Raw genomic sequence first — 26,547 nt, forward strand, 5'->3', positions numbered from 1 at the left:
CGATCGGGGTTAACGGGGAATGAACAAATTCAAGATCAACCGGGTTCGATGCCAGGCAGGCTGAGCTGCTGGATCGCGCCGGCCGGGGTCGAGTCGATCACGACCCGCTGGCCGAGCCGCAGCAGCCGCAATCCGGACCGCTCGAAGGCCTCCGCCGGAAACGCCAGCTCAGTGCCGTCATCGAGCAGCAATGTCCCGGTATGTGCGTCGGGATCGAAGGTCGCGATGGTGCCCTGCATGCCTCGACGCTACCGCTCCTCAGGCGGCCGGGCGGCGGGAAGTGCCGCAGTCGGCGATGAGTCCGAGATCACGAAGCAGCGCGCAGGTGCGCTCGCCCGGCCCGATCTCCGCGACGGCCCGCAGATCCGCGGCGGTGTCCACGTCCTGCCGCAGCCCCGGCCAGTCCCCGTCGAGTGGCGTGGCCCCGGACCGAGCGTGCGCGGCCGCCGACCCGTCCCCGAAGAACGGATCAAGACCTTCCCCCTCCGGTACGCTGAGCAGCACCGTCCCGCTCCCCGCCGCATCGGCCACGAACGACCGGCCGACCGCCGCCGTCAACGCCTCGGACAACTCGGCCGGCCGCAGCGCGGGCAGGTCACCGGCCAGCGCCACCCGCCGCCGCCCGAGCCCGGCCACCACGTCCGCGCCGAACCGGACCGCGGCATTGAGCCCCGCATCGGGCTCGTCCCGCACCGGGCGCGCGCCGGCCTGCCGGGCCACCGCGGCCGCCGCCGGATCGTCGGTGACCACCAGCAGCTCGTCGACCTCGGCGCAGGCCAGCACCGCGGCCGCCGTGTCGGCCAGCAGCGCGAGCGCCAACTCCTGGTGCCGGGCCGCCGGGACAGCGCCGCGCAGCCGGCTCTTCGCCGCGCCCAGCCGCTTGACCGGAATCACCGCCACCCACCCCATCCGCACCCACCCATCCTGCCAGCGTCCGGCGCCCGGCCACCCCCTGCCTGGTTTCGGCCGCCGCGAACAGGCATGATTTCGTCCCAGATGACGGGGGACGCGGCGAGTGGCGGCGCCGCACACCGGGCGAGGAGGGGTCGTGGCACACCGCAGGCTCGGGTTCTGGCGACGGCTGGCGGTCGGCCTGGTGCTGCCCGCCTTGACCGTCTGGACCAAGCGGACCTGGCGCGGTCAGGAGCATCTCCCGGCGACCGGCATGATCCTGGTGCCCAACCACGTCTCCCACTTCGACCCGCTGGTGATCTCGCATTACGTCTACAACTCGGGTCGCTGGCCGCAGTTCCTCGCCAAGGCCAGCCTGTGGAAGGTGCCGGTGATGGGCCCGTTCCTGCGGAAGCTGCGGCAGATCCCGGTGGAACGCGGCAGTGTGGAGGCGGTGAAGAGCCTGGACGTGCTGGTCGACGCGATCGACCAGGGCGGCACGGTGATCATCTATCCGGAGGGCACGACCACCCGCGAGCCCGATCTGTGGCCGATGAAGGGCAAGACCGGCGCCGCCCGCCTGGCCCTGCTCACCGGCGCGCCGGTCATCCCGGTGGCGAACTGGGGCGCGGAACGGGTCTTCGATCCGCGCACGAGCAAGTTCAAATTCAAGTTGCGTACGCCGGTGAGCGTCCTCGCCGGCCCACCGGTCGACCTGAGCAAGTGGCAGGGCGAGGCCCCGACCCGGCAGGTGCTGGACCAGATGACCGACGCGATCATGCTCGCCGTCCGTGACCTGCTCACCGAGATCCGTGAGGGCGAGCCGCCACCGCTCTATGAAACGCCCCGCCGCAGCAATAAGCCGCCGGCGGTGTCCGAATGAGCCGCCGCGCGGCCGTGGTCGGTGCCGGCGCCTGGGGAACGGCGTTCGCCAAGGTGCTCGCCGAGGCCGGCGCGGACGTGACGGTGTGGGCCCGGCGACCGGCGGTGGCCGAGGCCATCAACAACGGCGCCAACGACGGCTCGCTGCCCGGCATCAAGCTGCCCGAGCGGGTGCGGGCCACCGGCGACCTGGCCGAGGCGGTGGCCGGCGCCGAGATGGTGGCGCTGGCCGTGCCCTCCCAGACTCTGCGCGGCAACCTGGCCGAGTGGGCCGGCGCGTTCGCCCCCGACGCCACGCTGATCTCGCTGATGAAGGGCATCGAGCTCGGCACCACCAAGCGGATGAGCCAGGTGATCGTGGAGACCGCCCGGGTCGACGCGACGCGGGTGGTGGTCGTCTCCGGGCCCAACCTGGCTCCCGAGATCGCCGCTGAGCAGCCCGCCGCCACGGTGGTGGCCGGTCTCGACCTCGATCGGGCGCGGGCTGTGCAGCACGCCATCGCGTTGCCTTATCTGCGGCCGTACACGAGCGAGGACGTGGTCGGCTGCGAGATGGGCGGCGCGGTGAAGAATGTGATCGCGCTGGCCTATGGCATGGCCACCGCGATGGGCATGGGCGACAACACCAAGGCGTCCCTGATCACCCGCGGGCTGGCCGAGACCGCGCGGCTGGGCGTGGCGCTGGGCGCCGACCCGATGACCTTCGCCGGGCTGGCCGGGCTGGGCGACCTGGTCGCGACCTGCTCGTCGCCGCTGTCGCGCAATCGCACGTTCGGCGAGCACCTGGGCCGCGGCGAGTCGCTGGAGTCGGCGCAGGCGTCGACCCGGCAGACCGCCGAGGGCGTGAAGAGCTGTCTGGCGATCCGCGACCTGGCCCGCGCGGCCGGCGTCGAGATGCCGATCACCGAGCAGGTCGAGCGGGTCTGCCACGAGGGCGTGGACCCGCGGGTCGCGGTGAAACTGCTGATGGGACGGGAGATGAAGCCGGAGTGAGCGGCTCTTCGGGGGACGGCACCCGGGCGGTGCATGCGGGCCTGCCCGATCCGGTGCCGGGGCAGCCCTTCCTGCCCGGTCCGGTGCTGGCGGCGCCCTATCATCTGGACCCGTTCACCGGGCCGGGGGAGAACGGCTACGGCCGCCCGGACAACCCGACCCGGCGGGCGCTGGAACGCGCGATCGGCGAGCTCGAGGGCGGTCCGGTGCGGGCGTTCGCGTCCGGCATGGCGGCCATCACCGGCCTGCTGCTGGCGGTGCTACGGCCCGGCGACACGGTGGCGCTGCCCGCGGACGGTTACTACACGGTGCGGTCGTTCGCCGAGGGGACGTTGCGGGACCTGGGCGTCGGCACGGTGCTGGTGCCGACCGCGGGGCCGTACCCGTCTTTTGACGGTGTTCGCCTGGTCCTTCTGGAGACGCCGGCCAATCCGGGACTCGAGGTGTGCGACGTGCGGGCACTGTCGGTCACCGCCCACGCCGCGGGTGCGCTGGTCGCCCTGGACAACACCGCCGCGACCCCACTCGGCCAGCGTCCGCTCGAGCTGGGCGCGGACGTCACGGTGGCGTCCGGCACCAAGGCCCTGACGGGCCACTCCGACGTGCTTCTGGGGTACGTGGCCACGAACGACGCCGCGCTCCTGGACCGCCTCACCAAGTGGCGCTCGCAGACCGGCGGGATTCCCGGGGCCTTCGACTGCTGGCTGGCACACCGCTCGATCGCCACCCTCGACGTGCGGCTGGCCCGCCAGACCTCGAACGCGGCCGCCGTCGCGGCCTTCCTCAAGTCCCGCCCGGACGTGCACGGCGTGCGCTGGCCGGGCCTGGCGGACGATCCGGCATATCCGATCGCGACCGCCCAGATGCGCCGCATCCCCGGCATCGTGTCCTTCGACCTGGGCAGCGCCGAGCGGGTGGCCCGTTTCCTGACCGCGTCGGCCCTGGTCTTCGCCGCCACCTCCTTCGGCGGCGTGCACACCACGGCCGACCGCCGGGCCCAGTGGGGCGACGACACCGCCGAGGGTTTCCTGCGCATGTCCTGCGGCCTGGAGGATCCGGAGGACCTGATCGCCGACCTCACCGCCGCGCTGGACCAGGCCTAGGTCCCGACCGGGCGCAGCACGCTCCGTCCGTCGGTCGACGGCACCACCTTCCAGCCGCCGGGCAGCACGTCGTCGTCCGGGCGCGGCAGCACCAGGCGCGCGCCGTCGAAGTGTGCGGGGGCGTCGGCGGGCCAGCCCCGAAACGTCATCCGGCGGTGGAAGGTGGCCCGCTCGAAGCTCGTCTCGTCCTGCACGTCCACGTCGTCGAACCAGGCGTCGTCGAGGAAGTCCGCCTCGAGAAAGTGCGCTCCGGCCGCGAATTCGGCCTCGACGAAGTCGGCGCCCCCGGCGAACGTGGTCCGGCCGAACAGTGCCGCACCGGCGAACGCGGTGTCGCCGAACCGCGCGCTGCTGTCGAACGTGACCCGGTCGAACATCGTGTCCCCGTCGAAGCGCGCCTTGGTGAACCCCGCGTCGCCGCGAAAGGCCGCCTCGCGAAAGCGCGCGCCCCGAACAAAGATGGCCTCGCTGAACTGCGCGAACCCGCCGAAGGTGGCCTGGTCGAAGATCGCCTCCCACTCGAAGGTGGCCGCCTTGAAGTCGGCTTTCATGGCGAAGTTCGCCGACCCGAAGCCGGTGCGTTCGTGGAAGGCGCCGCCGCCGAAGAAGGCGCCGTGCGCGAACTCGGCCGAGTGGAAGTCGGCGCCACCCCAGAACGAGACCCCCTCGAAGAACGCCTGGCGGGTGAAGGTGGCGCCGGTGAATCGCACCAGTTCGGCGAAGGCCGCACCGTCGAAACGGGCGTAGCCGTCGAACTTCGCCTTCCGGAAGTCGGCCTCGGTGAAGGCGCAGTCCCGGAAGTCGACGTTCAACAGCAGTGCGCCGACCAGGTTGATGGAGAGGCCCGGCCAGAACGCGGACTCGGGATCCGGCCCGATCGGCGGTTCGGCCGGAGATCGCAGATGAGCGACGAGAATCTCCTGCGCGGTCAGCCGGACCTCGAGCTCCTGCCGGGCGTCCGGCATCGGCGGGGTCGTCGGCTCGGCCGGCTCGACGGGCTCGGTCAGCTCGGTCGGTTCGGGCGGCGCGTCGAAGGGCATCCGGAGATAGGCGCAGATGACGTCGACGATGATCTGCCGCTGCTTGACGTTGTCCTGGCCGACCCGTTCCAGCGCGCGCAGCCCTCCGAGCCGCACTGCGGCCTTCTCGTGCCCCAGCTGCTCGACCGCCTTGGTATAGATGTCGGTGACCCGCCGCTCGGCGGCGTCGCGTTCGGTGTGCTCCTGCGCATCCTCGGCGTGCTGCTGCCGCCGGATGTTGAGCAGCAGCGCGGCGACCGCCCCGCCGGCGGCGAAGAGCCCGATGCCCCACTTGATCGCGTCGATCTGCAGCTTGGCCTGCTCGGTGGCCGCCCCGGCAAGCCGCAACATCGCGATCAACGCGACCACACCGACCACCGCAACGAGAGCGGCCGCCAGCGTGATGCCCGCATAGGACAACAACCAGGGCCGCCGCGCCGGCGCCCGCCGCCGCCGGCTCCGCAGCGCCACGACAACCGCCGCGAGCCCCGGCACTCCCACCGCGACCAGCGCAAGATGATCGCCGAGCCACCCGCCGATGGCAGCCCAGGGCCAACCCCAGGGCCGACTGTCGAGCAGGGCTCCGACCGCGACCAGCGCCACCCCCGCGACAAGAAGCCGCCTAGCGTTCTGTCGATTGAGCACAGACGCATCGTGACGGTTGCCCGCCACCACCGCGACCCCCGGCCGGCCACTCTGCACTGATCGCCTCGGTCCGGCTCTGGAGTAGTGGCTGTTGGCGCAGCGGATCTGGCCGTGCCCGGGCGGATCGCGCCGGGCTTTCCGCTCGCGGTCTCGGGCGCCCGGTCGGCGGGCAGGGTCACCCACCGAGCTGCGGTGGCACGCCCATCACGCTGGCATCCGATGAGATCTTGCTGGGGTTGATGCGTCTGTTTGTCTCGAAGGGTCGGCCGAATGGATTTCGGAGGGTACTCGGACTGCCGCCGACATCAGAGACGACGGCCAAGATCGCGCCGATGACGGTCAGGTGGCAAGGTTTTCGAGTTCGTCGGCCAGCCCGGACCGGCGAGCGTCGCCGATCTGAGCGGCGGCGGTCGCGCGGAGGACCGAACTCGACGGTGCCGCGGGTGACTTCGCGGTGTTTCCCAGCCGCGCCGAATCGGGTCCGTCGGGCCGCTCGCGCCGCGCCGCCATCAGCGGACCATTGCCAAGGTCCGCACTGATGCTCGGGCGGCATGAGGATCCGATGGAGCGTCGGCGACGAGGCGGTCGGCTTCGTCGGGTGCGGTGAGTTGGGGTGCGAGGGCGTCCGGCAGCTTGGACCGGTGGCGGCGCAAGTTGATCTCGGCGGGACGTCGCGCGCCGGCGGCTGGTCGGTCGGTCTCGTCTGTTGCGGTCAGTTCTGAGCGGCGAGAGCTTCGAGCTGGTCGGCCACCTCGGACGGTGGGCGGCGGGTGTCGATCTCGGTGGTGGCGGTCGCGCGGAGGAGCGGTTCGACCTCTGTGGTGTCGCGGGTGATTCGTTCGCGTTGCTCCGCGGTCGAGCCGAACGGATTGGTCGTGCGCGCCCGCACCCGCGCCAGCATCACGTCGAGGGGTGCGGTGAGCAGCACCACCGCGTGGAAGCGCGGATAGAACCGGCCCTGGTTGGGGACCGTCCGGCCAGGAACAACGTCCCGCTCACGTGCCCGTCCAGCAGCGCACCGATGCGGTCCTCACGCCACACCTGCCCGCCGTCGGTCTCCACCGCCAGGTCGCCGTAGTCGGTGTCCACCACCCGATGCCCGCGGCGCCCCAACTCGGCCAGCACGGTCGACTTCCCCACCCCGGACATCCCGGTGATCAGCACCACGCGCGCCCCGCCACTGACATCCAGACCGCTCCCGGCCAGCCCACCCACGCCGCTCGGGCTCGCGTTGTTCGTGTCGTCCGCGGTGGCTGCGGCAGTGAAGATTGTGTCGTCCGTGCTCGCTGCGATGTTCGGGCGAGCGACGCCGCTCGCGTTCGCGCCCGCCGCGCCGCTCGGGTTCGCACCGCCCGCGCCGCTTGAGTTCGCTCCCGCCGTCTCGCTTTCCGCGCCGCTCATCCCGGCGCCGCTCACCTCCTGGTCTCTCGCCTCAGGACCGTCCTGCCGCAACGGCGACCAGCCCCTCAGCCGTCATCGGGGAGAGGGGCGAAGGTGCCGTCCTCGGTCGGCGGGAGGTCGAGGACCGCAACCACCGCGGTGACCGGGATCGGACCGTAAACATGGGGGAACTGGCGGCCGTCCGGCTGCGGGGGATCGCCGTCTTCCCAGACCGTTCGGGCCGGGACCCGGGACTCGTCGATCTCCAGGACCACCAGATCGTCCCGGCCGCGGGCCCGCAGGCTCGCCGACCGATGGACCCAATCGCGGGACGAGCAGTGGATGAAGCCCTGCGTCTGCAGGCTTTCCGCCGTATACGTGTCGCCCGTCGCGGTCCAGTCGGCTCGCGGGCAGAAGTGGTAGATCATCCTTTTTCCAAGAACTCGGCGCGTTCCTCGTCGACCAGCGCGGCCACCGATGCCGCCAGTGCCGGATGTCGGGCCAGGGTCGGGTCGTCGCCGACCAGTTCGGTGGCTTCGGCGCGGGCGTCTGTGATCAGCTTGGCGTCGCGCAGCAGTGACAGCAACCTCAGGTGGGAGTGCTTCCCGGACTGGGACGCGCCCAGCACGTCGCCCTCGCGGCGCTGCTCCAGGTCGATCTCGGAGAGCTTGAAACCGTCCGTCGTGGACGCCACCGCCTCCAGCCGGTCGCGCGCCGCCGAACCCTCGACCGCCTCGCTGACCAGCAGGCAGATGCCGGGCGCCGAACCCCGGCCGACCCGGCCGCGCAGCTGGTGCAGCTGGGACACCCCGAAGCGGTCGGCGTCCATGATGATCATGATAGTGGCGTTCGGCACGTCCACGCCGACCTCGATCACCGTGGTGGCGACCAGCACGTCGAGCTTGCCGGCCGCGAACGACCGCATCACCGCGTCCTTCTCGTCGGTGGGCAGCTTGCCGTGCAGCACCCCGAGGCGCAGCCCGTGCAACGGCCCCTCGGCCAGGATCGGCGCCACCTCGGTCACCGCCAGAGGAGGGCGGCGAGCGGGGTCGCCGTCCGCAGCCCCACCGCCGCCCCTGTCCGGACTGAAGGCAGAGCCTCCGGGCGGCTCCTCGTCCTCATCGGTCGCGCCGGAGTCGCCGATCCGGGGACACACCACATAGGCCTGATGGCCGGCCTGCACCTCCTCGCGCACCCGGCGCCAGGCCCGGTCGAGGAAGGCCGGCTTCTCCAGCGCCGGCACCACGTGCGACGCGATCGGCGACCGGCCGCGCGGCAACTCGGACAGCGTCGACGTCTCCAGGTCGCCATAGACGGTCATGGCGACCGTGCGCGGGATCGGCGTCGCGGTCATCACCAGCACGTGCGGCGGCTGGGCGGCCTTGGCGCGCAACGCGTCGCGCTGCTCGACGCCGAAGCGGTGCTGCTCGTCGACCACGACCAGGCCGAGATCGTGGAAGTCCACGCCCTCATAGAGCAGCGCGTGGGTGCCGATCACGATGCCAGCGGTGCCGTCCGCCACCTTGGCCAGGGCCGCGCGCCGGGCGGCCGCCCCGAGCGAACCGGTGACCAGGGTGAGCTGGGTGCCGGCCGGGTCGCCGTCGAGCTCGCCGGCCCGGCCGAGCGCGCCGAGCTGGGCGCTGATGCCCCGGAAGTGCTGGATGGCGAGCACCTCGGTGGGGGCGAGCAGGGCCGCCTGCCCACCGGCGTCGACGACCTGCAGCATGGCGCGTACCGAAACCAGGGTCTTGCCGGAACCGACCTCACCCTGCAGCAACCGATGCATGGGGTGGGGCCGGGCGAGATCGGCCGCGATCTCCTCGCCCACCGTGCGCTGACCGTCGGTGAGCTGATAGGGCAGCGAAGCGTCGAATCTCGCGAGCAGGCCGCCGTCGGCGCGCGGCCGGGCGCGCCCGGGCGACTCGGCCGCGCGGGCCTTGCGCTGCACCAGGGTGAGCTGGACGGCGAACGCCTCGTCCCACTTCAGCCGGTATTTCGCCCGGAACAGATCGGGCTCCGAGCTGGGCCGGTGGATCTCGCGCAGCGCGGTGCCGATGCCGATCAGGTTGCGGTTGGCCCGGGTCGCGGCGGGCAGCGGATCGTCCGGCGGCTGGAACGTCTCCAGCAGCTTGCCCACCTGCTTGGCGATCACCCAGGTGGGCACCGCCTGCGCCGCCGGATAGACCGGGATCATTTTGCCGGCGAACTCCTCGATCTCCTCGGCCGCCTCGTCCTGCGTCGCGTCCGCCCGCAACAACTGGTAGGCCGGGCCGTTGAGCTGGCGCTTGCCCCGGAAATCGGTCACCTTGCCGGCGAAGAGCCCCCACCGACCGGTGCGCAACTCGCGCTCCCGCCACGCCTGGTTGAAGAACGTGCAGGTGAGCGTGGCGCCAGACCCGTCGCCGATGGTGATCTCGAGCATCGAGCCCTTGCGCGCCCGCATCGGCCGCACCGTCGTGGACTTGACCTGGGCCAGCAGCGTGACCTGCTCGCCGATCTGCAGGTCGCGCAGGTCGGTGTGCTCGCCGCGCTCGTCGTAACGCCGGGGGAAGTGATAGATCAGGTCGCCCGCGGTGTGCAGATCGAGATGGTCGGCGAAGGACTTCGCCATCCGCTCGCCGAGCACCTGGCTCAGCGGCGTCGTGGTGGTCGTGGCCGTCTGCGTCTCGCTCACTCGACCCCTACCAGGAGGTGGTAACGCGGCTGCCCGCCGGTGTAGACCTGCAGCTCGGCGAACGGCCAGGACTGGGCGACGTGCTCGCTCAACGCCGGCTCCAGCGTGGCCGGTGCGTCCGCGCCGAGCACCAGCGTGACCAGCTCACCGCCGCCGCCGAGCATCCGGTCGACCAGTCGCCGGGCGACCTCGATGACGTCCGCGCCGATGATGTGCACCTCGCCCTCGACCAGCCCGAGCAGGTCGCCCGGGCGGCAGCGCCCGGCCACCGTGAGCGCCTCGCGCTGGGCGGTGCACACCTCGCCGTAACGGCACGCGCCGGCCGCCTCGGCCATCGCGATCACGTCGTCGGCGAAGGTGCGGCCGTCGTCGCGCACCGCCAGCGCGGCCAGCGCCTGCACCGGCGAACTGGTCGGCACCACGCTGACCCGGACGCCGCTCTCGCTCGCCTCACGGGCCGCGTTGCGCGCCACCGCGTGCGTGTTCGCGTCGTTGGGCAGCAGCACCACGCTGCCCGCCGCGGTCGCGGTGATCGCGGCGATCATCTCGGCGATCGACGGGTTGCGGTCGACCACGGTCGCGCCCTCGGCGCTGAACAGCGCGGCCAGTCCCTCGCCGGCCGCGACCACGACCGCGCCGCGGCCGTCGGGGTTGATCAGCGGCGGGTCGGTCACCCGGCGATGGTGGTCGTGGTCGTGGAGGCGGTCCTCCAGACGGGTGACCGCGATCCGGTGCGGCCGGCCGGCCTCGATGCCGGCCTCGATCGCCGCGCCGATGTCGTCGACGTGCACGTGCACGTTCCACGTCGGGGGCGTGCCGTCGCCGGTGCCCACCACGACCAGCGAGTCGCCCAGCTCGTCGAGCCGGGCGCGCAGTGTCTCGACCGCCGGCGGAGAGGCGTCGAGCAGGTATTGCACCTCATAACCGAACTGCGTCTTCTCCACCGCGCGCTCGATCGGCATCACCTCGCCCGCGGCGATCGCCGCGGGCGGCGTGCTGCTGCTGAGCGCGTCGACCAGCGCGTCGAGCACCAGGCACAGGCCGCGCCCGCCGGCGTCGACCACCCCGGCGCGGGCCAGCACCGGCAGCTGCTGCGGGGTCTTGGCCAGCGCCTCGGCGGCCGCCCGGGCCGCGGCCTTGGCGACCGCCAGCAGGTCGTCGGACTTGATCCGGCCGGCCGCCTCGGCCGCGGCCGCCACCACCGAGAGCACCGTGCCCTCGACCGGGCGGGCCACCGCCGCATAGGCCGCCTCGCTCGCCGTGCGCAGCGCCCGGGCCAGCTCGCCGCCGCGCACCGCGACCGCGGTGGCGAACGAGTCGGCCATGCCGCGCAGGATCTGCGACACGATCACGCCGGAGTTGCCCCGGGCGCCGAGCAGCGCACCACGGGCCATCCGGCGCATCGCCCGCCCCAGCGGCGTGCCGTCCTCGGACGGGGCGGTGGACATCTCCTGAAGGGCCTCGGCCGCCGAGGTCAGCGTGAGCACCAGGTTGGTGCCGGTGTCGCCGTCGGGCACCGGATAGACATTGAGCTCGTCGATCTCGTGCTGGTGCGCCCGGAGCGCGGCCAGGCTGCTGCCGCACCAGCGGTGCACAGCGGCGTCGTCCAGCGTTTCCAGCACGCCTCGACCTTACTAAGGGACTCCGACAATTCCGCGCCTGCCGACGCCCGGTCCGGGGCGATTAGCTGGTCGCCCGGGGCATCGGGTAATCTGGTGCGGTTGCCTGCGGCCACCTGCCGCGGCGATCTCGGTTTCTCAATCTCAGGAGTATTCCCGTGGCTAGCGTGTGCGACGTCTGTGGCAAGGGGCCTGGCTTCGGCAACAACGTGTCCCACTCCCACCGGCGGACCAAGCGCCGCTGGAACCCGAACATCCAGTCGGTCCGCACCCCGGCCGGTGGTGGCACGACCAAGAAGCTGCAGGTCTGCACCTCCTGCATCAAGGCCGGCAAGGTCGTCCGCGCCTGATTCAGCGTCACCTCAGCCCCTGAGCCCAGCTGGGCTCAGGGGCTATGTGCGTTTCTAGAGGTCCTTCGCGAAGGACAGCACGCCCTCTTCGTCCTTGTAGTAGCCGAAGTCGGGGATGCGGACATATCCGGCGGACTCATAGAGCCCGATCGCCTCGGGCTGCCGGTCCCCGGTCTCCAGGATGACCCGGCTCAGCCCGGCCGCCCGCGCGGACTCCTCGATCGTCGCCAGCAGCCGTCGCGCCACCCCGCGCCCGCGCGCCGCCGGGGTGGTGAACATGCGCTTGAGCTCGGCGTCCGAGCCGTGGCGGCGCCATCCCGCGCAGGCGATCAGCTCGTCGCCGTCCACCGCCGCGAAGAACCGGCCGTCCGGCGGGTCGAAGTCGGTCGCGGCCACCGGGGTGTCGTCGCCGGTCCCGCCGTACCGCACGGAGAGGTCGCCGAGCGCCTCGGCGACCAGCTTGCGCACCTCCGGGGTGTCGAACTGAATCTCTCGAATCTCCACGCGGACGAACCTATCTGAAGTGATCCCAGCCGGTCCCGCCCTGCCAGGGCATGCGGTCGACGGTCACGCCGGTGCCCTCGTGCACGCTGCCGATCACCGAGAAGCCCTCCGGGAGCGCGGTGTCCGGCGGGAAGGTCGCGGCCAGGGCGTGGTCGTCCCCACCGGCCAGGATCCAGAGGTACGGGTCCACCCCGAGCGCACTGGCCGCATCCCGCATCTGATCCGGGATGACGAAGGTCTCCTTGCGCACGTCGATGCCCACCACGCTGCCCTCGGCGATGTGCCCGACATCCTGCAGCAGCCCGTCCGACACGTCGATCATCGAGGTGGCGCCCGCCGCGGCCGCCGCCACCCCGGCCGGATAGGGCACCTCGGGCCTCCGGTACGCCTCGACGAACACCTTCGGCGTGCGGAAGCCCCGGGACAGGATCGCGTACCCCGCCGCCGCCCAGCCGGTGCGCCCGGCCAGCGCGAGCACGTCACCCGGCTGGGCGCCGCCCCGCACCACGGGCGAGTGGCCACCCAGGTCGCCCAGCGCGGTGACCGAGATGGTCAGCGTGGGCCCGGCGGACACGTCGCCGCCGACCACGCTCGCGCCGACCAGCGCGGCCTCCGCGGACAGCCCGCCGGCCAGGTCCTCGGCCCAGCCCGCGTCCAGGTCGGTCGGCGCCACCAGCGCCACCAAGAGCGCGGTCGGGGCGGCGCCCATCGCGGCGATGTCGGCGAGGTTGGCGGCGGCGGCCCGATGGCCCACGTCGGTCGCGGTCGACCAGTCCCGGCGGAAGTGCCGGCCCTCGACCAGCACGTCGGTGCTCGCCACCACGCGCCCGTCCGGGGCGGCCACCACGGCGGCGTCGTCACCCGGTCCGAGCAGGGCGGCGGGGCCGGCACCGAGACGCGCGACGATCCGCCCGATCAGCCCGAACTCGCCCGTTTCGGCGATGCTCACGTCGGATTCTCTCCCTCTGCGATGGCGTGCCGCTGCCGAGCCGATCCGTACGGTAGTTTTCACGTTCGGGGCAAACCCCGCGCCGTCGGATAGGAGTCAGTCGTGGTCCAGGCATACATCCTCATCCAGACGGAGGTCGGAAAGGCCCGTGACGTGGCCGCGCAGATCGACAAAATCGCCGGAGTCGTCCGGGTCGACGCGGTGACCGGACCCTATGACGTGGTGGTGCTGACCGAGGCGCACACGGTCGACGAACTCGGCCGGTTGATTGTGAGCAAAGTCCAGTACGTGCCGGGCATCACGAGGACACTCACCTGCTCCGTGGTAAATCTCTGAGCATGGTCGACCTGGAAACCCGTCAGCCTTCGCCGCCCGACGACGTCACGCGCAAGGCCGCGATCTGGGCGACGCTGGTGGCCGTACCCATCGCGGTTGTCGTCGGTCTGGTCTTCTTCATGTCCGGGCGGCCGGAGCCGGCCGCGGCGCCGACACCCACCACCCCCGCCGTGATCCCGTCGGCGCCGGTCGAGATGGCCGCGCCCAAGCTCTCCGAGCGCGACGCGCAGGTCTGCCTCGCGGTGACCTCGCAGCTGCCCACCACGGTCCGCGACCGGCCGGCCCGCAAGGTGTCCGCGGGCCCGGAGCAGAACGCGGCCTACGGCGAGCCGGCGCTGACCGTGGCCTGCGGCGTGGCGCTGCCGAAGATGTGCGAGACGGTGACACCGGGGCCGGGCTGCGTGCCGCTGGACGCCGACCTGCTGATCATGAACAGGGTCTGCTGGTATGGCAAACAGGAGCCCACCGGCGCCGTCTTCACCACCATGGACCGCGAGGTGGCCGTGCAGGTCACCGTGCCGGCCGGGCTGGAGAACCCGGCGCAGTGGGCGAACGAGTTCTCCGACACGGTGGTGGAGACGGTCAAGTCCCGCACCACCGGCGTGCCGACCGGCTGCAGCGGCTAGTGCAGGCCTGATCCGCGGCGCAGCGCGGTGCGGATCAGCCGGTCGACCACCTTGGGATATTCCAGGCCGGTGGCCGCCCACATCTGCGGGAACATCGAGGTCGGCGTGAAGCCCGGCATCGTGTTGATCTCGTTGAGGAAGATCTCGTTGTCCGCGGTCACGAAGAAGTCGACCCGGGCCAGCCCGGCGCAGTCCAGCGCGGTGAAGGTGCGCCGGGCATATTCCTGCACCTTCGCGGTGACGTCGTGCGCCAGCTTGGCCGGGATGTCGAACGTCGAGCCTTCGAGATATTTCGCCTCGAAGTCGTAGAACTCGTGCTCCTCCACGTGGATCTCGGCCAGCAGCGACGCCTCGGGCGCGCCACCCGCCTCGCCCTCCAGCACCCCGCACTCGATCTCGCTGCCCACGATCGCGGCCTCGACCAGCACCTTGGGGTCGATCTCCCGGGCCGTGGCGACGGCCGCGTCCAGGTCGTCCCAGTCGGAGACCTTGGTGATCCCGTACGAGGACCCGGCCCGCGCCGGCTTCACGAACACCGGCAGCCCGAGCCGCTCCTTGTCCGCGTCGGACAGTGAGGCGCCGGCCCGCAGCACCGCATAGGCCCCCACCGGGATGCCCTCGGCCGCGGCCAGCTTCTTGGTGAACTCCTTGTCCATCGCCGCCGCCGACGCGAACACGTTCGCCCCCACGTAGGGGATCTCGGCCATCTCGAGCAGGCCCTGGATGGTGCCGTCCTCGCCGTATGCCCCGTGCAGCGCGGGGAACGCCACGTCCACTCCGGCCAGCGAGCGCACGCCCTCGCCCGCCCCCAGCATGATCAGGTCGGCCGAGGTGGGATCGGCGGCGAGCACCAGCGCCTCACCCGAGGCGGTGGTGATCTCGGGCAGCCGCTTGCCGTCGATGGCCAGCCGCTTCGGGTCGCCGCCGGCCAGCACCCAGGCGCCGTCGCGGGTGATGCCGACCGGAACCACGTCGTAGAGGTCCGGGTCGAGCGCGTTCAGGATGCTCCCGGCGCTGACGCAGGAGATGGCGTGCTCGGTGCTGCGACCGCCGAAGATGACGGCGACGCGGATCTTTCGAGGGGTCGACACCTGGATTGGCCTCTCGTGTATGGCTACGCTGCCTGTTGGTGTGCGGGGGTGACCCTACTCTGCGTAGGCAATAGGCGAGGGGCAGAGGCCGCCGGAACAGCTGATGGCGAGGCAAAGAGGACACTGAGTACATGGGACCGGCACTGCACGTAATCGCCTGGCCCGGCCCGGGCCGGCTGGCGACGATGGCGCATCCGCGCGGCGGGCATCTGCTGGCCGGTGAGATGGCCGGGCTGGCCCGTGCCGGGGTGGACGTCTTCGTGTCCGCTCTGACCGAGCCGGAGGATCAGCGGCTCGGCCTGACCGAGGTGGCCCGGGCCGCGTCAGATGCGGGCATCACCTATTACTCCTTCCCGATCGCCGACCGCGGCGTGCCCGCCGCCCGCGACATCCGCGAGGACACTGCCGCGGTGGCGCTGGGCATCCGGCTGGCCGCGCACGTCCGCGCCGGGCGGTTCGTGGTGACCCAGTGCTTCGCGGGCATCGGACGGTCCACTCTGCTCGCCGCGGTGACGCTGGTCATGCTCGGCGTCGGCCCGGAGGAGGCGCTGGCCATGGTCGGCGATGCCCGCGGCCTGCCGGTGCCGGACACCGAGGCGCAGCGGCACTGGCTCTACGAGTTCGCCGCCGCCCACGGCGGCTGATCCGCCGCGAACGTCTGCGGCAGCACGCCGGTGTCCCAGAGCGCGTCCAGGTGCGCGAGGAAGCCGGTGAGGCTGCCCTCCAGCGTCCGCCGCTCGGCCGGTGACAGCGTCGCCAGGGGGTCCGAGAAGACCAGCCCGGCCGGATGCGCGGCCCGGGTGCCGACGAACTTGCGGCAGGCCGAGCACCACACGTAGCTGACCAGGGTGGGCCGGCGCGCCTTCGGCGGAGTGGTCAGATAGGCCCGCACCCGGCGATTGCCGCAGGACGGGCAGTCCCGCTCGCCGGGCTCGGCCGCGAAACTCGCGCCCTGGCTGAGCGCCGCCACCTCGTCGCCGCTGAAACTGCTCCACTGCACGCCCACAACCTAAACGGGGAGGGCGCGCCGGCCGATGGCCGACGCGCCCTCCCTGGGTTCAGTGCGATCAGGCGGTGAACTTCACCCGGCGGCGGCGCGCCACCATGAAGAGCACGGCGCCCGCGACCAGCAGCACCGCGGCGCCACCGGCGATGCTGCCCGCGGCCGCACCGGTCAGCGGCAGGTCACCGCTGCCGGCACCGCCGCCGGAGGCACAGTCCTCGGGCTTCTGGTACTCGACGGTGGTGCTGCCCTCGAGGCCCTTGGCGCCGATCTCGACAGTGAAGCCCTCGGAGGCCGAGAACTTGGTGGTCTTCTTCTCGCCGGCCTTGATCTCGAGCTCGCGGCTCTCGCCCTTGCTGGTCTTGAAGGTCAGCGTGATGTCCTCGCCGTCCTCCGGGTTGTCCAGGCCGAGCGTGATCGTGGTGCAGTCGTGCTCCTCGATCGGAGTCGGCGCGCCCGGCTCGGCCGGCGGGTTCGACGGCGGGTTGGACGGCGGATTCGACGGGTTGTCGTCCGGCTTGCACAGGTCGGGCTTCTTCACCCGGTAGGTCGCGGCGTCCTCGGGCTTGGTCACGTGCCCGTCGGGCCACTGCAGCCGGACCCGGATGTTGACCCACTCGAGCGACAGGTCGGTCACGGTGGTGGAGCCGTGGATCTGTGCGTCCGGGCTCTTGTCGGAGAAGGCGGGGATCTCCTTGCCCGGGGTGGTGATGTCACCCTCGAGCGTCAGGCCCTCGGGAGCCACCGTGATCTTCTTGACCGTGGCCGGCGTCTCGTAGTCGTTGCCGATGGACCAGTCGATGGTCCACTTGCCGTCCTTGATGCAGCTCGCGGTGCCGGTGACGGTGGGGGCGTGCGCGCTGGCGGGCGCGGCGATCGCCACAGCTCCGGCCAGACCGATGAACGCACCGGCGAGGACTGCCGTGGTGCGGCGCAGCTTGGTGGTGAGCAGGTTCACGCGTACTCCTGAAAGGGGGACTTAGGGGTACGGCGCAAGGAGGACCAACGATCGCCGGCGGGAACGAGAAGCCTTGCGACGACGCCTCCCCACGTCGTCGGCAGGAGACCGCGGTCACCTGCAACAGGCAGTGACCATACTGACTGCGCTGAATTTGGGAAACCGCTGTTGCCGGCTTAAGAGTGTCGTTGCCGATCCGAGATCTTCGTTATACCGAGAGGCGTTTCTTCGATTCCCTCGGTGCTTTTCGCATCCACGGAATTCACCTCAACGGAAGGCGTCCGGGGGTGGTGAAGTAGCGTCGTGGCGTGCTACGGGAAGCCCCATGACCAGGATCATCGCCGGTGCGCACGGTGGGCGGCGGCTGTCCGCCCCAACCGGTTCACAGACCCGGCCCACCTCCGATCGCGTGCGAGAAGCGCTGTTCAGCTCACTTGAGTCGCTGATAAACCTGGACGGCGCCCGATTCGCGGACCTCTATGCCGGTTCCGGCGCGGTCGGTCTGGAGGCGTTGTCACGCGGAGCGAGCTTCGCCCTGCTGGTGGAGGCCGACGCCAAGGCGTCCCGGGCGATCCGGGAGAACATCGGCGTGCTCCGGGTCGGCGCGTCCGCCCGGCTCGTCATCGGCAAGGTCGCCCAGGTGGTCGCGATGCCGCCGGAGGGCGGTCCGTTCGATGTGGTCTTCGCCGATCCGCCGTACGCCCTGGGCGAGGACGAGCTGCTCAACCTGCAACGGGGCTTGATCGACAACGGCTGGCTCGCGCCGGACGCGGTGGTGGCGCTCGAGGCGGCCACCCGCGCGGTGCCCAAAGGATCACCTCTGACCTGGGTGGACGGCATCACAGCCGAGCGCAGTCGCCGCTACGGCGAGACCACCCTTTGGTACGGTCGCCGATCATGAGACGTGCGGTCTGCCCCGGCTCCTTCGACCCGGTCACCAACGGTCACCTCGACATCGTGGGCCGGGCCGGGCGGCTCTTCGACGAGGTGATCATCGGGGTGCTGATCAACCAGCACAAGACCGGCCTCTTCACCATCGACGAGCGCATCGAGATGCTCCGCGAGGTGACCGAGCCGTACGGCAACGTGCGGGTCGAGTCGTTCCGCGGCCTGCTGGTCGATTTCTGCCGCACGCAGGAGGCAGCGGTCGTGGTCAAGGGCCTGCGCGCGGTCAGCGACTTCGACTACGAGTTGCAGATGGCGCAGATGAACATCGGGCTGTCCGGCGTGGAGACGCTGTTCATGCCGACCAACCCGCAGCACTCGTTTCTGTCGTCCAGCCTGGTCAAAGAGGTGGCCAAGTGGGGTGGCGACATCTCGACCTACGTGCCGGACATGGTGCACGACCGCCTGGTGACACGCCTGCGGCAGGGTTGAGCCCAGCCGACTCGCCGGGCGCACCCCATCATGGGCAGTGGCCGATTACGCAGTAACGTGATCGCACCACGCTGCGTGGGGCGCGTGACGACAGGAGTTGAACGCCGGTGGATCCGCTCGACCGCATCGATGAGATCATCGCCATGGTGGAGTCGGCACGGTCGGTGCCGATGTCCCGCACGAACTTCATGTTCGACCGGGGCGAGATGGTCGCCATCCTCGACGAGCTGCGCGCCGAGCTGCCCGGCGACCTGCGCCGGGCGGCCGCCCTGCTGGAGGAGCGCGACAAGATCATCGGCGCCGGCAAGCGCGAGGCCGACCGGATCATCAGCGAGGGTGAGACCGAGCACGCCCGGCTGGTGTCGGTGAACGAGATCACCGTCTCCGCCGAGCACGAGGGCGCCCGGGTGGTCGCCGAGGCCCGCGCCGAGGCCCAGCGCCTGCGCGAGGAGGTCGACGATTACGTGGACACCGCGCTGGCCAACTTCGAGCAGTTCCTGACCAGGGCCTTGGCGTCGATAGAGCGTGGCCGCGACAAGATGCACGCGCTGCGCGAGATCGGCACCTTCCAGGGCGAGGACCAGGAGCGCCCGCTGCCCTTCTGAGCGGCCGGCTGAGCGCGCGCACCCGATTCGACGCTCCGGCGCCAGCTCAGGTAACCTTTCCTGTCGGCCTTGCTCAAGGCTGAGGATCCATGCTGGAAATATTCTTATGGCCAAGTCACCCAAGAAACACCTCGATCCCAGGCAGCCGCTGGTCGTCGACACGACGAAACTCCCGCGCCAGCCCGGGGCGACGCGTGCCCTGAAACGGGTGGCTCAGGCGCCGGCGGACCTCGGTCTCGAGCTGATCAAGGTGCCGGAGGGTTCCGACCTCGAGCTCGATCTGATGCTCACGTCGGTGTCCGAGGGTGTCTATGTCAGCGGCGCCGTCCGCGGCTCGCTCACCGGCGAGTGCGGTCGCTGCCTCGACGAGATCTCCGAGTCCTTCGAGGTGACTCTGGGGGAGCTTTACGCATATGCGGACAGCACCACCGAGGAGACCACCGACGAGGACGAGGTCGGCCGGATGCAGGGCGACCTGCTCGACCTGGAACCGGCTCTCCGGGATGCGGTGGTGCTCACGCTGCCGACCACCCCGGTGTGCCGCCCGGACTGCCCGGGGTTGTGCGCCGAGTGTGGGGCACATCTCGCCGATCTCCCGGCTGACCACAGCCACGAGGCCGTCGACCCGAGGTGGGCCGCTTTGCAAAACCTGACGAACAACGAGGAGTAGGTACCGTGGCCGTCCCCAAGCGCAAGATGTCGCGCAGCAACACCCGCTCGCGCCGGGCCAACTGGAAAGCGACAGCGGTCGTCACCCAGGCGTGCCCGCAGTGCAAGTCGCCGAAGCTGCCGCACACGGCCTGCTCGGTCTGCGGCACCTACAACGGGCGTCAGGTCCTCGAGGTCTGAGCGCCCAGGAGTGACTCGCCCAATCACCGGGCGGGTCGTGCCTGAGCAGCGGCGTGAAGCCGGTGCACCGGTGACCGGACAGTCGACTGTCCCGGAGCCGGGCACCGCGCGGATCGCCGTCGACCTCCTCGGCGGGGACCAAGCTCCCGCCGTCGTGGTTGACGGCGCTCTGCGCGCCTGCCAGGCCGACCCGGCCGTCCAGTTGCTTCTCGTCGGCCCGATCGAAGCGGCCGGCGAGGTCATCGCTGCCCTCGATCCGGCCGATCGCTCCCGCGTGCGGGCGGTCGGCAGTCAGGGCTCCTTCCGGCCGGCGGGCAAGGCCAACACCGGCTGGATCGAATCCGGTGTCCGCTCCGCCGTGCTGGCCGTGGCCCAGGGCGAGGCGGACGCCGTCGTCTCGGCCGGGTCCACCGGCGCCACGGTCACCTCCGCGGCGCTCGGTTTCGGGCGCTGGCCCGGCGTGCGCCGACCGGCGCTCGCCGCCGTGCTGCCCACCGCCGCGGGACGGGTGGTGCTGCTCGACGTGGGCGCCACCGTGGACGCCGACGAGCATGCGCTGACCGTGCACGCCCGGCTCGGCGCCGCGTACGCGAAGATCGTGCACGCCCTGCCCGCGCCCCGCGTGGGCCTGCTCACCATCGGCACCGAGCGGGGAAAGGGCGACCGCCTCCGGCGGGCGATGCCCGCTCTGCTGCACGAGACGCGTCTGCCGGGGGATGCCCGCTACGTCGGCCTGGTCGAGGGCAACGACGTGGTGACGGGCGGCCCCGCGGACGTCGTGATCACCGACGGCTTCACCGGAAACGTGCTGCTCAAGGGCCTGGAGACGGCATATGCCCTGATCGGCCCGCCGAACACCGAACACGTGCCGCGCGCGGCCGTGCTGCTGGGCGTCGGAGGCACGGTCGTCGTCTGCCACGGCGCGGCTTCCGGCATCGACCTCGCGGCCGGCATCGCGCTGGCCGCCGACCTGCACCGCCGGGGCGCGGTGCCCGCCATCGCCGCCCTCATGAGCGAACCCGAGGTGATTGATGAGCAGTGACAAGAGGCACCGGCCGTCGACTGAGCCGCTGGAGGAGGCCTTCGGGGTGTCACTCGAGCCCGACCTGCTGCAGCGCGCGCTGACCCACCGCTCCTACGCGTACGAGAACGGCGGTCTGCCGACGAACGAGCGGCTGGAGTTCCTCGGCGACTCGGTGCTCGGCGTGGTGATCACCTCGGCGCTCTTCCACAACCACCCGGACCTGCCCGAGGGCCAGCTCGCCAAGCTGCGGGCCAGCGTGGTGAACATGCACGCGCTCGCCGACGTGGCCCGCATGCTCGGCCCCGACGGCCTGGGCCCGCACCTGCTGCTGGGCAAGGGCGAGGAGACCACCGGCGGCCGCGACAAGGCCAGCATCCTGGCCGACACGCTCGAGGCGCTGCTCGGCGCGATCTATCTGGAGCACGGCCTGGACATCGCCGGCGAGGTGATCCACCGGCTGTTCGACCCGCTGATGGCCGAGTCGGCCGGCCGCGGCGCCGCCCTGGACTGGAAGACCAGCCTGCAGGAACTGACCGCCGCGCTTGGCCTGGGCGTGCCGGACTACGTGATCGACGACGCCGGGCCGGATCACGCCAAGACCTTCACCGCCTGGGTGGTGGTGGCCGGCGAGCGGTACGGCGGCTCGGACGGCCGCAGCAAGAAGCAGGCCGAGCAGCGCGCCGCCGCGGCCGCCTGGCGCACCCTCACCGACCGGGCCGAGTCCGCCCCGCCCCCGCCGGCCGTCGCCGGTGGCGGCCACCTGGCGTAGGCGTGGAGGACGAGCGCGAGTCGCTTTTCGTCAAGGCGGGCGGCTGGCGTGGGCTGACCATCGCCGCGGGCCTGCTGGTGCTCACCCGGGTCGGTCAGTTCGTCATGCTGATCTGGCTGTCCGCGGCGTCCGGCGAGAGCGACACGCTGCGTCAGCGGCTGCTGGTCTGGGACGGCGGCTGGTTCCTGCGGGTGGCGGTCGACGGTTACCCGCACGGTTACACGTTCGGCGTCGAGACCGGCGCGCTCGAGGCCAACGAGCTGGCGTTCTTCCCGCTCTACCCGATGCTGATCCGGTTCTTCGCGGCCCTCGGCGCCGATCCGGGCACCGCCGCGATCGCGGTGAGCTGGCTCGCCTCGCTGGCCGCCGCGGTCGCCCTGCACCTGCTCGGCACGACGCTGCACAGTCGCCGGGCGGGCTGGGCGCTGGTGGCGATCTGCTGTTCTGCGCCGGTCTCGGTGGTGCTCAGCATGGCGTACTCCGAAGGGCTCTTCCTGGCCCTGGTGGCCGGCATGCTGGCGGCCGCCCACCGCCGGGTGTGGTGGGCCGCCGGGCTGCTCGGCCTGGCCGCGTCGCTGACCCGCCCGACCGGAGCCGCGGCCGCCGTCGCGCTCGCGGTCGCTGCCGCCCTCGCGGTCCGCGAGTCCAGAGCATCAGGCGACGGGGGTACGTGGAAACCGATCGTCGCCGCCCTCGTCGCCCTGGCCGGGGTGCCCGCCTATCTCGGCTGGGTCGCGCTGCGGGTCGGTGACCTGGACGCGTGGTTCCGGATCCAGGCGGCCGGCTGGGGCACCGCCTTCGACTACGGCGCCAGCACGGTCTCGTTCGTGGCCGGCACGCTGAGCACCGGCGACGGCTGGGTGCCGGTCAGCGTGGCCCTGATCCTGCTGGCCGCCTTGGCCGCCGCGGGCGTGGGCCTGGCCGCCCGCCCGTGGCCGCCGCTCGCCGTCTACGGGGTGCTGGCCATGATCCTGGTCTACGGCCAGGCCGGGTTCTACCACTCCAAGCCGCGGCTGCTGCTGCCCGTACTGTTGACGCTGATGCCCGCGATGGTGGCCGCGGCCCGCGCCCGCCCCCGGGTGGCGGTGCTCGCGATCACGGCGTGGGCCCTTTTCGGCCTCTGGTACGGCGCCTATCTCGTCGTCGTCTGGCCCTACACGCTGTAAGTCTCGTTTTTTAAGGATGGCGCAGTGCCCGAGCTTCCCGAGGTGGAGACCGTCCGGCAGGGGCTGGCCAAATGGGTGGCCGGCCGCACCATCGACACCGTCGAGGTGCACCACCCCCGCGCGATCCGCCGCCACCTGCCCGGCGACGGGCACTTCATCGCGATGCTGCGCGGCCGCACCATCCTCGACGTGTCCCGCCGCGGCAAATACCTCTGGCTGCCGCTCGACTCCGGCGACGCGATCATCGGCCACCTCGGGATGAGCGGCCAGCTGCTGATCGAGCCGGCCGAGAAGGACGACGGCCCCCATCTGCGGGTGCGCTTCACGTTCACCGACGGCGGCCCGCAGCTGCGCTTCATCGACCAGCGCACGTTCGGCGGACTGTCCGTCTCGGACGGCGGCGCCGAACTGCCCGACGAGATCGCGCACATCGCCCGCGACCCGATGGATCCGCTCTTCGACGACGAGGCGTTCGTGGCGCGGCTGCGCGGCAAGCACACCGAGATCAAGCGGGCGCTGCTCGACCAGACGCTGATCTCCGGGGTCGGCAACATCTATGCCGACGAGGCGTTGTGGCGGGCCCAGCTGCACGGCGCGCGCCCGACCGACGCGATGACCAGGCCCGCCGTCCGCCGCTTGCTGGCCCACGTGCGCGACGTGCTGGGCGAGGCGATCGTGGCCGGTGGCACGAGCTTCGACGCGCTCTACGTCGACGTCAACGGCCAGAGTGGCTACTTCGACAGATCACTCAACGCGTACGGGCGGGAGGGCGAACCGTGTCACCGCTGCGGCACGCCGATGCGCCGTGAGCAGTTCATGAACCGCTCGTCGTACAGCTGTCCGCGCTGTCAGCCCCGCCCTCGGCGTCCCCTTCGCTGAACCACGGCGTGGCGTCGGTGGCCAGCCCGAACCCGGCGCCGCGGCGGCCCATCAGCCGGCGGGCGGCGGTGAGCAGCGCGGTCGGCACGCCGTGCACGATGTGCCCGTCGCCCGGCCGCACCCCGTCGCCGTCCCAGCCCTGATAGGCCGACCACGGCCCGTCGAAGGTGCAGATCCGCACGTTCAGGTCGCGGTAGAGCGGGTGCGTCGGCACTCCCGGGTTGAGCACCACGCGGTGCAGTCCGCGGCGGGCCGCCAGCCGCACGGTCAGCGCCACCGGCCCGACGCCGCCCTCGCCGGCCGGCGCCCGGTCCAGGAACAGCCCCTCGACACCGTCCTCGCGCCACTTGTCCACGTCGGCCAGCACGTCGGCCAGCGAACGGCCACCCCAGTCGAGGTCGACCCGGCCGAGCACCTGGTGCACCGAGTCACGCGGACCCGGGCGCCCCTGGATGATCCAGGTGTCGGCGTCCAGGGCCAGTTCCGGGGACGGGTGGGCGTACGGCGGGAAAAGGGTCTTCACGACGGTCTCCGAATCTGCGCTGCGGTGTGGGCGACGACGAGCAGCCCGAGCAGGTGGGTCGCGGCCAGCACCGCGACGATGGCGGGCAGCGGCGCCAGGGCCGGCCCGGGCACGAACGGCCATCCCACGATGGCCAACGGCGCGGCGGCGGCGAGGGACGTGGCGAGCGCGGTGCGTCCCCGGGCGGCGAGCAGGAAGGTGATCGCGAGCACGCCGCCGAGCAGCGTCCCCGCGGCGAGCGCGAGCACCCCGTCCCGGGTCGCCACCCCATAGGGCAACCGGTACGCCGCGGCGGCCAGCGCGATCCCGGCGGCCAGCGGCGGCAGCAGCGCGGACACCGTGGTGACCGCGATGCTGCGCACGTGCTGCCGATAACTCCGGTCGCTGTCCGCAAGGTCGAGCCCGGCCGCCACCTGGAACATGTGCCAGCCCACCAGCGTCTCCAGCGCGGGCACCGCGATCAGCAACGGCAACGCCCCCAGCCCCGGCCCGGCCCGCCACAGCAGAATGAGGCAGCCGGCCTGCGCCGCACCGAGCACCAGGTGTCCGGCCCCGCGCCACACGTCCCGCCGATCCAGCCGCGGCCGCCCCGGCACCCGCCGCATGATCACAGGGCGGTAGGCGCGTACCGCGGCCACCACGATCGCGGCCGGCAGCAGCGTCTCCAGCGGAAGCCGAGCGGCCCACCCGTCGCCGAGCGTGCCGGCCACGCTGAGCGCGCCGAGGAGCCAGCACGGCAGCGACCACCGCACGACGGCCGCCTCGGTGCGGGTGACCAGCGCGGCGGTCACCGTGGCGAGCGCGGCCAGCCCGCCCAGCCCGACGGTCAGCGACAGCATCCGATGCCCGCCGAGCAGCCCCGCCGGCGCCATCCAGACGAGAGCGCCCCAGACCCCACCGGCCGCGACGAACCCACCACCGACCAGCCGCGCCGCGGGCGCCGCCCCCGCACTGCCGGCCACCTTGGCGCCGGCGCTGGTGAACGCCTGCGCGGCACTCCATCCGAGCAGCAGCACCGCGGCGGGCACGAGCGGCCCGACCTTCGCCAGCACGGAAGCAGCCGCGACGGCAACGGAGAGCGGTCCAAGATAGAGCGCACAACGCAGCAGAGCCGCGGTCAGATAGGGCCGCCGCGAAGGCGCCCGGCGAACCCCGCGCTGCGCCCGCCGATGCTGCAGGTGGGTGAGCACGGAGACGCCGACCCCGTGCAGCGACATCCCATAACGAGCCCGCGCACCCTCATCGTCGACAACCCCGAGACGCCCAAGCTCAGCCACCACATCAGCGGCGTCCACAACATCGTCCCCGAGCCGTTCAGCCAGTCCAGCCACGGATTCCCGGCCGGCAGCAAGATCCGCAGAGCTCAGATAGGAGTCCCCAGGCTCACCACCCCCAGCCCGACCGCCCGCACCCGCACCCGCAGCCCCACCACCCTCAGCCTCAGCCTCAGCCGCTTCCGGCTCGGCCCGAACCCTCTGCCCCACCGGCGTGACCGCCTGCGAAGGCGTCCCGGCAGGCCACTCCGGCATGCGCCCCGCGCGCCCGTCGTCACCCCCACCAGCCCCTGCCGCCACCGACCCGACATCCGCCGCCCCAGAGCCGGCCGACAACCCAAGATCCAGACCGCTCCGCGCGCCCTCGTCGGCTAATGGCCGCATGTCCTGGTCGGGACCGGTCCGCAGTGCAGTGTCCGCCCCCAGTGCCCGCGGAGATCCGTCGGAGTTGGTGTCGGTCGGCGACTGAGACCTGCCATTCAGGGAAGGCGTCCCGGGCGCCGGCAGCGAAGCGTCATCGCCAGGACTGACTTGATCCAGGGAGAAGAGCGCAACGCTCTCGCCCTCGGTCTCACCGTCTGTCGAAAGCGGCCAGGAAGGCGCACGCGACGTCCGAGGCCGGCGCACACCTCCAACCTGGTCAGCCGCGCTGTCACGGCCCAGCAAGCCCGCCGCTTCCGACATATCGGTCGAGCCGCAATCTCCCGATCCAAGGTCGTCCGGGTTGGCGAGGCGGCCGATCTCGGCGCGCTCGGCCTCCAATTCCGCGAGGTGCTCGGCAAGCAGACTCCCCAGCGACCTGCGCTCACCGTCCTCACCGCGAGCACCCCTAGCCCCAACGTGAGCACTCCCGGCCGCCGCTTTGCTCTGCTCCCCCCAGGGAAGCGCGTCGCCGGGGATTGCGGTGACTGGCGCTTTGCTCTGCTTCCCGTGGGGAAGCGGGTTGTCGAGGAGGGTGTCGCCTGGCGCTTTGCTCTGCTTCCCGTGGGGAAGCGGGTTGTCGAGGAGGGTGTCGCCTGGCGCTTTGCTCTGCTTCCCGTGGGGAAGCGGGTTGTCGA

Annotated in this window: 32 protein-coding genes; 16 read left to right on the top strand and 16 right to left on the bottom strand. The window is 71.8% G+C overall.

The annotated features are described in order from the left end of the window. Nucleotides 1–35 precede the first annotated feature (35 nt). Nucleotides 36–239 (bottom strand): cold-shock protein, encoded by a 204-nt coding sequence (locus ACZ6TI_RS01690; RefSeq protein WP_465343042.1) that lies wholly within the window; start codon nucleotides 237–239, stop codon nucleotides 36–38. Between the two features lie 19 nt (nucleotides 240–258). Then, the gene (cofC, locus tag ACZ6TI_RS01695) at nucleotides 259–915 is read right to left on the bottom strand and encodes a 2-phospho-L-lactate guanylyltransferase (RefSeq protein ID WP_465343043.1); all 657 of its coding nucleotides are present in this window, start codon (nucleotides 913–915) and stop codon (nucleotides 259–261) included. Nucleotides 916–1,048: 133 nt separating this feature from the next. Here cofC and ACZ6TI_RS01700 point away from each other — a divergent pair, with 133 nt between their 5' ends. Genes ACZ6TI_RS01700 through ACZ6TI_RS01710 form a run of 3 tightly spaced genes read left to right on the top strand, consistent with a single transcriptional unit; the run spans nucleotide 1,049 to nucleotide 3,869 of the window. Then, nucleotides 1,049–1,774, top strand: a complete 726-nt coding sequence (locus tag ACZ6TI_RS01700) for a lysophospholipid acyltransferase family protein (RefSeq protein WP_465343044.1) — start codon at nucleotides 1,049–1,051, stop codon at nucleotides 1,772–1,774. Beyond that, nucleotides 1,771–2,766 (top strand): NAD(P)H-dependent glycerol-3-phosphate dehydrogenase, encoded by a 996-nt coding sequence (locus ACZ6TI_RS01705; RefSeq protein ID WP_465343045.1) that lies wholly within the window; start codon nucleotides 1,771–1,773, stop codon nucleotides 2,764–2,766. Before ACZ6TI_RS01700 ends, ACZ6TI_RS01705 begins: the two co-directional genes overlap by 4 nt. Then, entirely contained in the window at nucleotides 2,763–3,869 is a 1,107-nt protein-coding gene (locus ACZ6TI_RS01710; RefSeq protein WP_465343046.1) for a cystathionine gamma-lyase, read from the top strand. The genes ACZ6TI_RS01705 and ACZ6TI_RS01710 overlap by 4 nt, the downstream gene beginning before the upstream one ends. On the opposite strand, the gene ACZ6TI_RS01715 is transcribed toward ACZ6TI_RS01710, so the two are convergent. From ACZ6TI_RS01715 to ACZ6TI_RS01745, 7 genes are all read right to left on the bottom strand, one after another. Next, on the bottom strand, nucleotides 3,866–5,491 hold the full coding sequence (locus ACZ6TI_RS01715) for a pentapeptide repeat-containing protein (RefSeq protein WP_465343047.1): 1,626 nt from the start codon (nucleotides 5,489–5,491) through the stop codon (nucleotides 3,866–3,868). The two genes, ACZ6TI_RS01710 and ACZ6TI_RS01715, sit on opposite strands and share 4 nt — an antisense overlap. Before the next feature lie 381 nt (nucleotides 5,492–5,872). After that, a complete protein-coding gene (locus tag ACZ6TI_RS01720) occupies nucleotides 5,873–6,043 on the bottom strand; it encodes a hypothetical protein (protein ID WP_465343048.1) in 171 nt (56 codons plus the stop codon). Between the two features lie 202 nt (nucleotides 6,044–6,245). Then, the gene (locus ACZ6TI_RS01725) at nucleotides 6,246–6,464 is read right to left on the bottom strand and encodes a hypothetical protein (RefSeq protein ID WP_465343049.1); all 219 of its coding nucleotides are present in this window, start codon (nucleotides 6,462–6,464) and stop codon (nucleotides 6,246–6,248) included. After that, a complete protein-coding gene (locus ACZ6TI_RS01730) occupies nucleotides 6,434–6,934 on the bottom strand; it encodes a DEAD/DEAH box helicase family protein (RefSeq protein ID WP_465343050.1) in 501 nt (166 codons plus the stop codon). The genes ACZ6TI_RS01725 and ACZ6TI_RS01730 overlap by 31 nt, the downstream gene beginning before the upstream one ends. Nucleotides 6,935–6,999: 65 nt before the next feature. Beyond that, entirely contained in the window at nucleotides 7,000–7,341 is a 342-nt protein-coding gene (locus tag ACZ6TI_RS01735) for a DUF952 domain-containing protein (protein ID WP_465343051.1), read from the bottom strand. Then, nucleotides 7,338–9,524, bottom strand: a complete 2,187-nt coding sequence (gene recG / locus ACZ6TI_RS01740) for an ATP-dependent DNA helicase RecG (RefSeq protein ID WP_465343522.1) — start codon at nucleotides 9,522–9,524, stop codon at nucleotides 7,338–7,340. Before recG ends, ACZ6TI_RS01735 begins: the two co-directional genes overlap by 4 nt. 59 nt (nucleotides 9,525–9,583) lie before the next feature. Further along, nucleotides 9,584–11,209 carry a DAK2 domain-containing protein gene (locus ACZ6TI_RS01745; RefSeq protein WP_465343052.1) on the bottom strand — a complete coding sequence of 542 codons (1,626 nt, stop codon included), beginning with the start codon at nucleotides 11,207–11,209 and terminating at the stop codon, nucleotides 9,584–9,586. Nucleotides 11,210–11,364: 155 nt separating this feature from the next. Here ACZ6TI_RS01745 and rpmB point away from each other — a divergent pair, with 155 nt between their 5' ends. Beyond that, the gene (rpmB, locus tag ACZ6TI_RS01750; RefSeq protein ID WP_465343053.1) at nucleotides 11,365–11,556 is read left to right on the top strand and encodes a 50S ribosomal protein L28; all 192 of its coding nucleotides are present in this window, start codon (nucleotides 11,365–11,367) and stop codon (nucleotides 11,554–11,556) included. 54 nt (nucleotides 11,557–11,610) lie between these two features. Here the strand turns inward: rpmB and ACZ6TI_RS01755 are convergent, their stop codons facing one another. Both ACZ6TI_RS01755 and ACZ6TI_RS01760 read right to left on the bottom strand, forming a co-directional pair. Next, the gene (locus ACZ6TI_RS01755) at nucleotides 11,611–12,060 is read right to left on the bottom strand and encodes a GNAT family N-acetyltransferase (RefSeq protein ID WP_465343054.1); all 450 of its coding nucleotides are present in this window, start codon (nucleotides 12,058–12,060) and stop codon (nucleotides 11,611–11,613) included. 10 nt (nucleotides 12,061–12,070) lie between these two features. Continuing rightward, nucleotides 12,071–13,009: a thiamine-phosphate kinase gene (locus ACZ6TI_RS01760; protein WP_465343055.1), complete on the bottom strand. Its 939-nt coding sequence runs from the start codon at nucleotides 13,007–13,009 to the stop codon at nucleotides 12,071–12,073. Between the two features lie 102 nt (nucleotides 13,010–13,111). Between ACZ6TI_RS01760 and ACZ6TI_RS01765 the strand changes: the two genes are divergently transcribed. Together ACZ6TI_RS01765 and ACZ6TI_RS01770 are read left to right on the top strand one after the other, a co-directional pair. Further along, nucleotides 13,112–13,345 (top strand): Lrp/AsnC ligand binding domain-containing protein, encoded by a 234-nt coding sequence (locus tag ACZ6TI_RS01765; protein WP_465343056.1) that lies wholly within the window; start codon nucleotides 13,112–13,114, stop codon nucleotides 13,343–13,345. A gap of 2 nt (nucleotides 13,346–13,347) precedes the next feature. Next, a complete protein-coding gene (locus ACZ6TI_RS01770) occupies nucleotides 13,348–13,971 on the top strand; it encodes a DUF3515 family protein (RefSeq protein WP_465343057.1) in 624 nt (207 codons plus the stop codon). On the opposite strand, the gene ACZ6TI_RS01775 is transcribed toward ACZ6TI_RS01770, so the two are convergent. After that, on the bottom strand, nucleotides 13,968–15,062 hold the full coding sequence (locus tag ACZ6TI_RS01775; protein WP_465343058.1) for a D-alanine--D-alanine ligase family protein: 1,095 nt from the start codon (nucleotides 15,060–15,062) through the stop codon (nucleotides 13,968–13,970). The genes ACZ6TI_RS01770 and ACZ6TI_RS01775 overlap by 4 nt on opposite strands. A gap of 131 nt (nucleotides 15,063–15,193) precedes the next feature. Here ACZ6TI_RS01775 and ACZ6TI_RS01780 point away from each other — a divergent pair, with 131 nt between their 5' ends. Then, complete coding sequence (locus ACZ6TI_RS01780; protein WP_465343059.1) at nucleotides 15,194–15,706, top strand: protein-tyrosine phosphatase family protein; 513 nt, start codon at nucleotides 15,194–15,196, stop codon at nucleotides 15,704–15,706. Here ACZ6TI_RS01780 and ACZ6TI_RS01785 read toward each other — a convergent pair. Both ACZ6TI_RS01785 and ACZ6TI_RS01790 read right to left on the bottom strand, forming a co-directional pair. After that, nucleotides 15,676–16,062, bottom strand: a complete 387-nt coding sequence (locus ACZ6TI_RS01785; protein ID WP_465343060.1) for a hypothetical protein — start codon at nucleotides 16,060–16,062, stop codon at nucleotides 15,676–15,678. The genes ACZ6TI_RS01780 and ACZ6TI_RS01785 overlap by 31 nt on opposite strands. Nucleotides 16,063–16,129: 67 nt before the next feature. Then, complete coding sequence (locus ACZ6TI_RS01790) at nucleotides 16,130–17,023, bottom strand: hypothetical protein (protein ID WP_465343061.1); 894 nt, start codon at nucleotides 17,021–17,023, stop codon at nucleotides 16,130–16,132. A gap of 325 nt (nucleotides 17,024–17,348) precedes the next feature. Here ACZ6TI_RS01790 and rsmD point away from each other — a divergent pair, with 325 nt between their 5' ends. From rsmD to mutM, 9 genes are all read left to right on the top strand, one after another. Next, the gene (rsmD, locus tag ACZ6TI_RS01795; protein ID WP_465343062.1) at nucleotides 17,349–17,924 is read left to right on the top strand and encodes a 16S rRNA (guanine(966)-N(2))-methyltransferase RsmD; all 576 of its coding nucleotides are present in this window, start codon (nucleotides 17,349–17,351) and stop codon (nucleotides 17,922–17,924) included. Continuing rightward, entirely contained in the window at nucleotides 17,921–18,400 is a 480-nt protein-coding gene (gene coaD / locus ACZ6TI_RS01800) for a pantetheine-phosphate adenylyltransferase (RefSeq protein ID WP_465343063.1), read from the top strand. Before rsmD ends, coaD begins: the two co-directional genes overlap by 4 nt. Before the next feature lie 107 nt (nucleotides 18,401–18,507). Next, on the top strand, nucleotides 18,508–19,005 hold the full coding sequence (locus ACZ6TI_RS01805; RefSeq protein ID WP_465343064.1) for a hypothetical protein: 498 nt from the start codon (nucleotides 18,508–18,510) through the stop codon (nucleotides 19,003–19,005). 106 nt (nucleotides 19,006–19,111) lie between these two features. Further along, nucleotides 19,112–19,675: a YceD family protein gene (locus ACZ6TI_RS01810; RefSeq protein WP_465343065.1), complete on the top strand. Its 564-nt coding sequence runs from the start codon at nucleotides 19,112–19,114 to the stop codon at nucleotides 19,673–19,675. 5 nt (nucleotides 19,676–19,680) lie between these two features. After that, the gene (gene rpmF / locus ACZ6TI_RS01815; RefSeq protein WP_364107323.1) at nucleotides 19,681–19,854 is read left to right on the top strand and encodes a 50S ribosomal protein L32; all 174 of its coding nucleotides are present in this window, start codon (nucleotides 19,681–19,683) and stop codon (nucleotides 19,852–19,854) included. A 70-nt stretch (nucleotides 19,855–19,924) separates the two neighbouring features. Continuing rightward, a complete protein-coding gene (locus ACZ6TI_RS01820; protein ID WP_465343066.1) occupies nucleotides 19,925–20,896 on the top strand; it encodes a phosphate acyltransferase PlsX in 972 nt (323 codons plus the stop codon). Next, complete coding sequence (gene rnc, locus ACZ6TI_RS01825) at nucleotides 20,886–21,647, top strand: ribonuclease III (RefSeq protein ID WP_465343067.1); 762 nt, start codon at nucleotides 20,886–20,888, stop codon at nucleotides 21,645–21,647. The genes ACZ6TI_RS01820 and rnc overlap by 11 nt, the downstream gene beginning before the upstream one ends. 2 nt (nucleotides 21,648–21,649) lie before the next feature. Next, nucleotides 21,650–22,813, top strand: coding sequence for a mannosyltransferase family protein (locus tag ACZ6TI_RS01830; protein ID WP_465343068.1), 1,164 nt, complete (start codon nucleotides 21,650–21,652; stop codon nucleotides 22,811–22,813). Between the two features lie 24 nt (nucleotides 22,814–22,837). Further along, nucleotides 22,838–23,692, top strand: a complete 855-nt coding sequence (gene mutM, locus ACZ6TI_RS01835; protein ID WP_465343069.1) for a bifunctional DNA-formamidopyrimidine glycosylase/DNA-(apurinic or apyrimidinic site) lyase — start codon at nucleotides 22,838–22,840, stop codon at nucleotides 23,690–23,692. On the opposite strand, the gene ACZ6TI_RS01840 is transcribed toward mutM, so the two are convergent. After that, entirely contained in the window at nucleotides 23,628–24,215 is a 588-nt protein-coding gene (locus ACZ6TI_RS01840; RefSeq protein ID WP_465343070.1) for a spherulation-specific family 4 protein, read from the bottom strand. The genes mutM and ACZ6TI_RS01840 overlap by 65 nt on opposite strands. Next, a complete protein-coding gene (locus ACZ6TI_RS01845) occupies nucleotides 24,212–25,432 on the bottom strand; it encodes a hypothetical protein (RefSeq protein WP_465343071.1) in 1,221 nt (406 codons plus the stop codon). The genes ACZ6TI_RS01840 and ACZ6TI_RS01845 overlap by 4 nt, the downstream gene beginning before the upstream one ends. Nucleotides 25,433–26,547: the final 1,115 nt, after the last annotated feature.

It is taken from the genome of Actinoplanes sp. NPDC051388 (assembly GCF_055586225.1).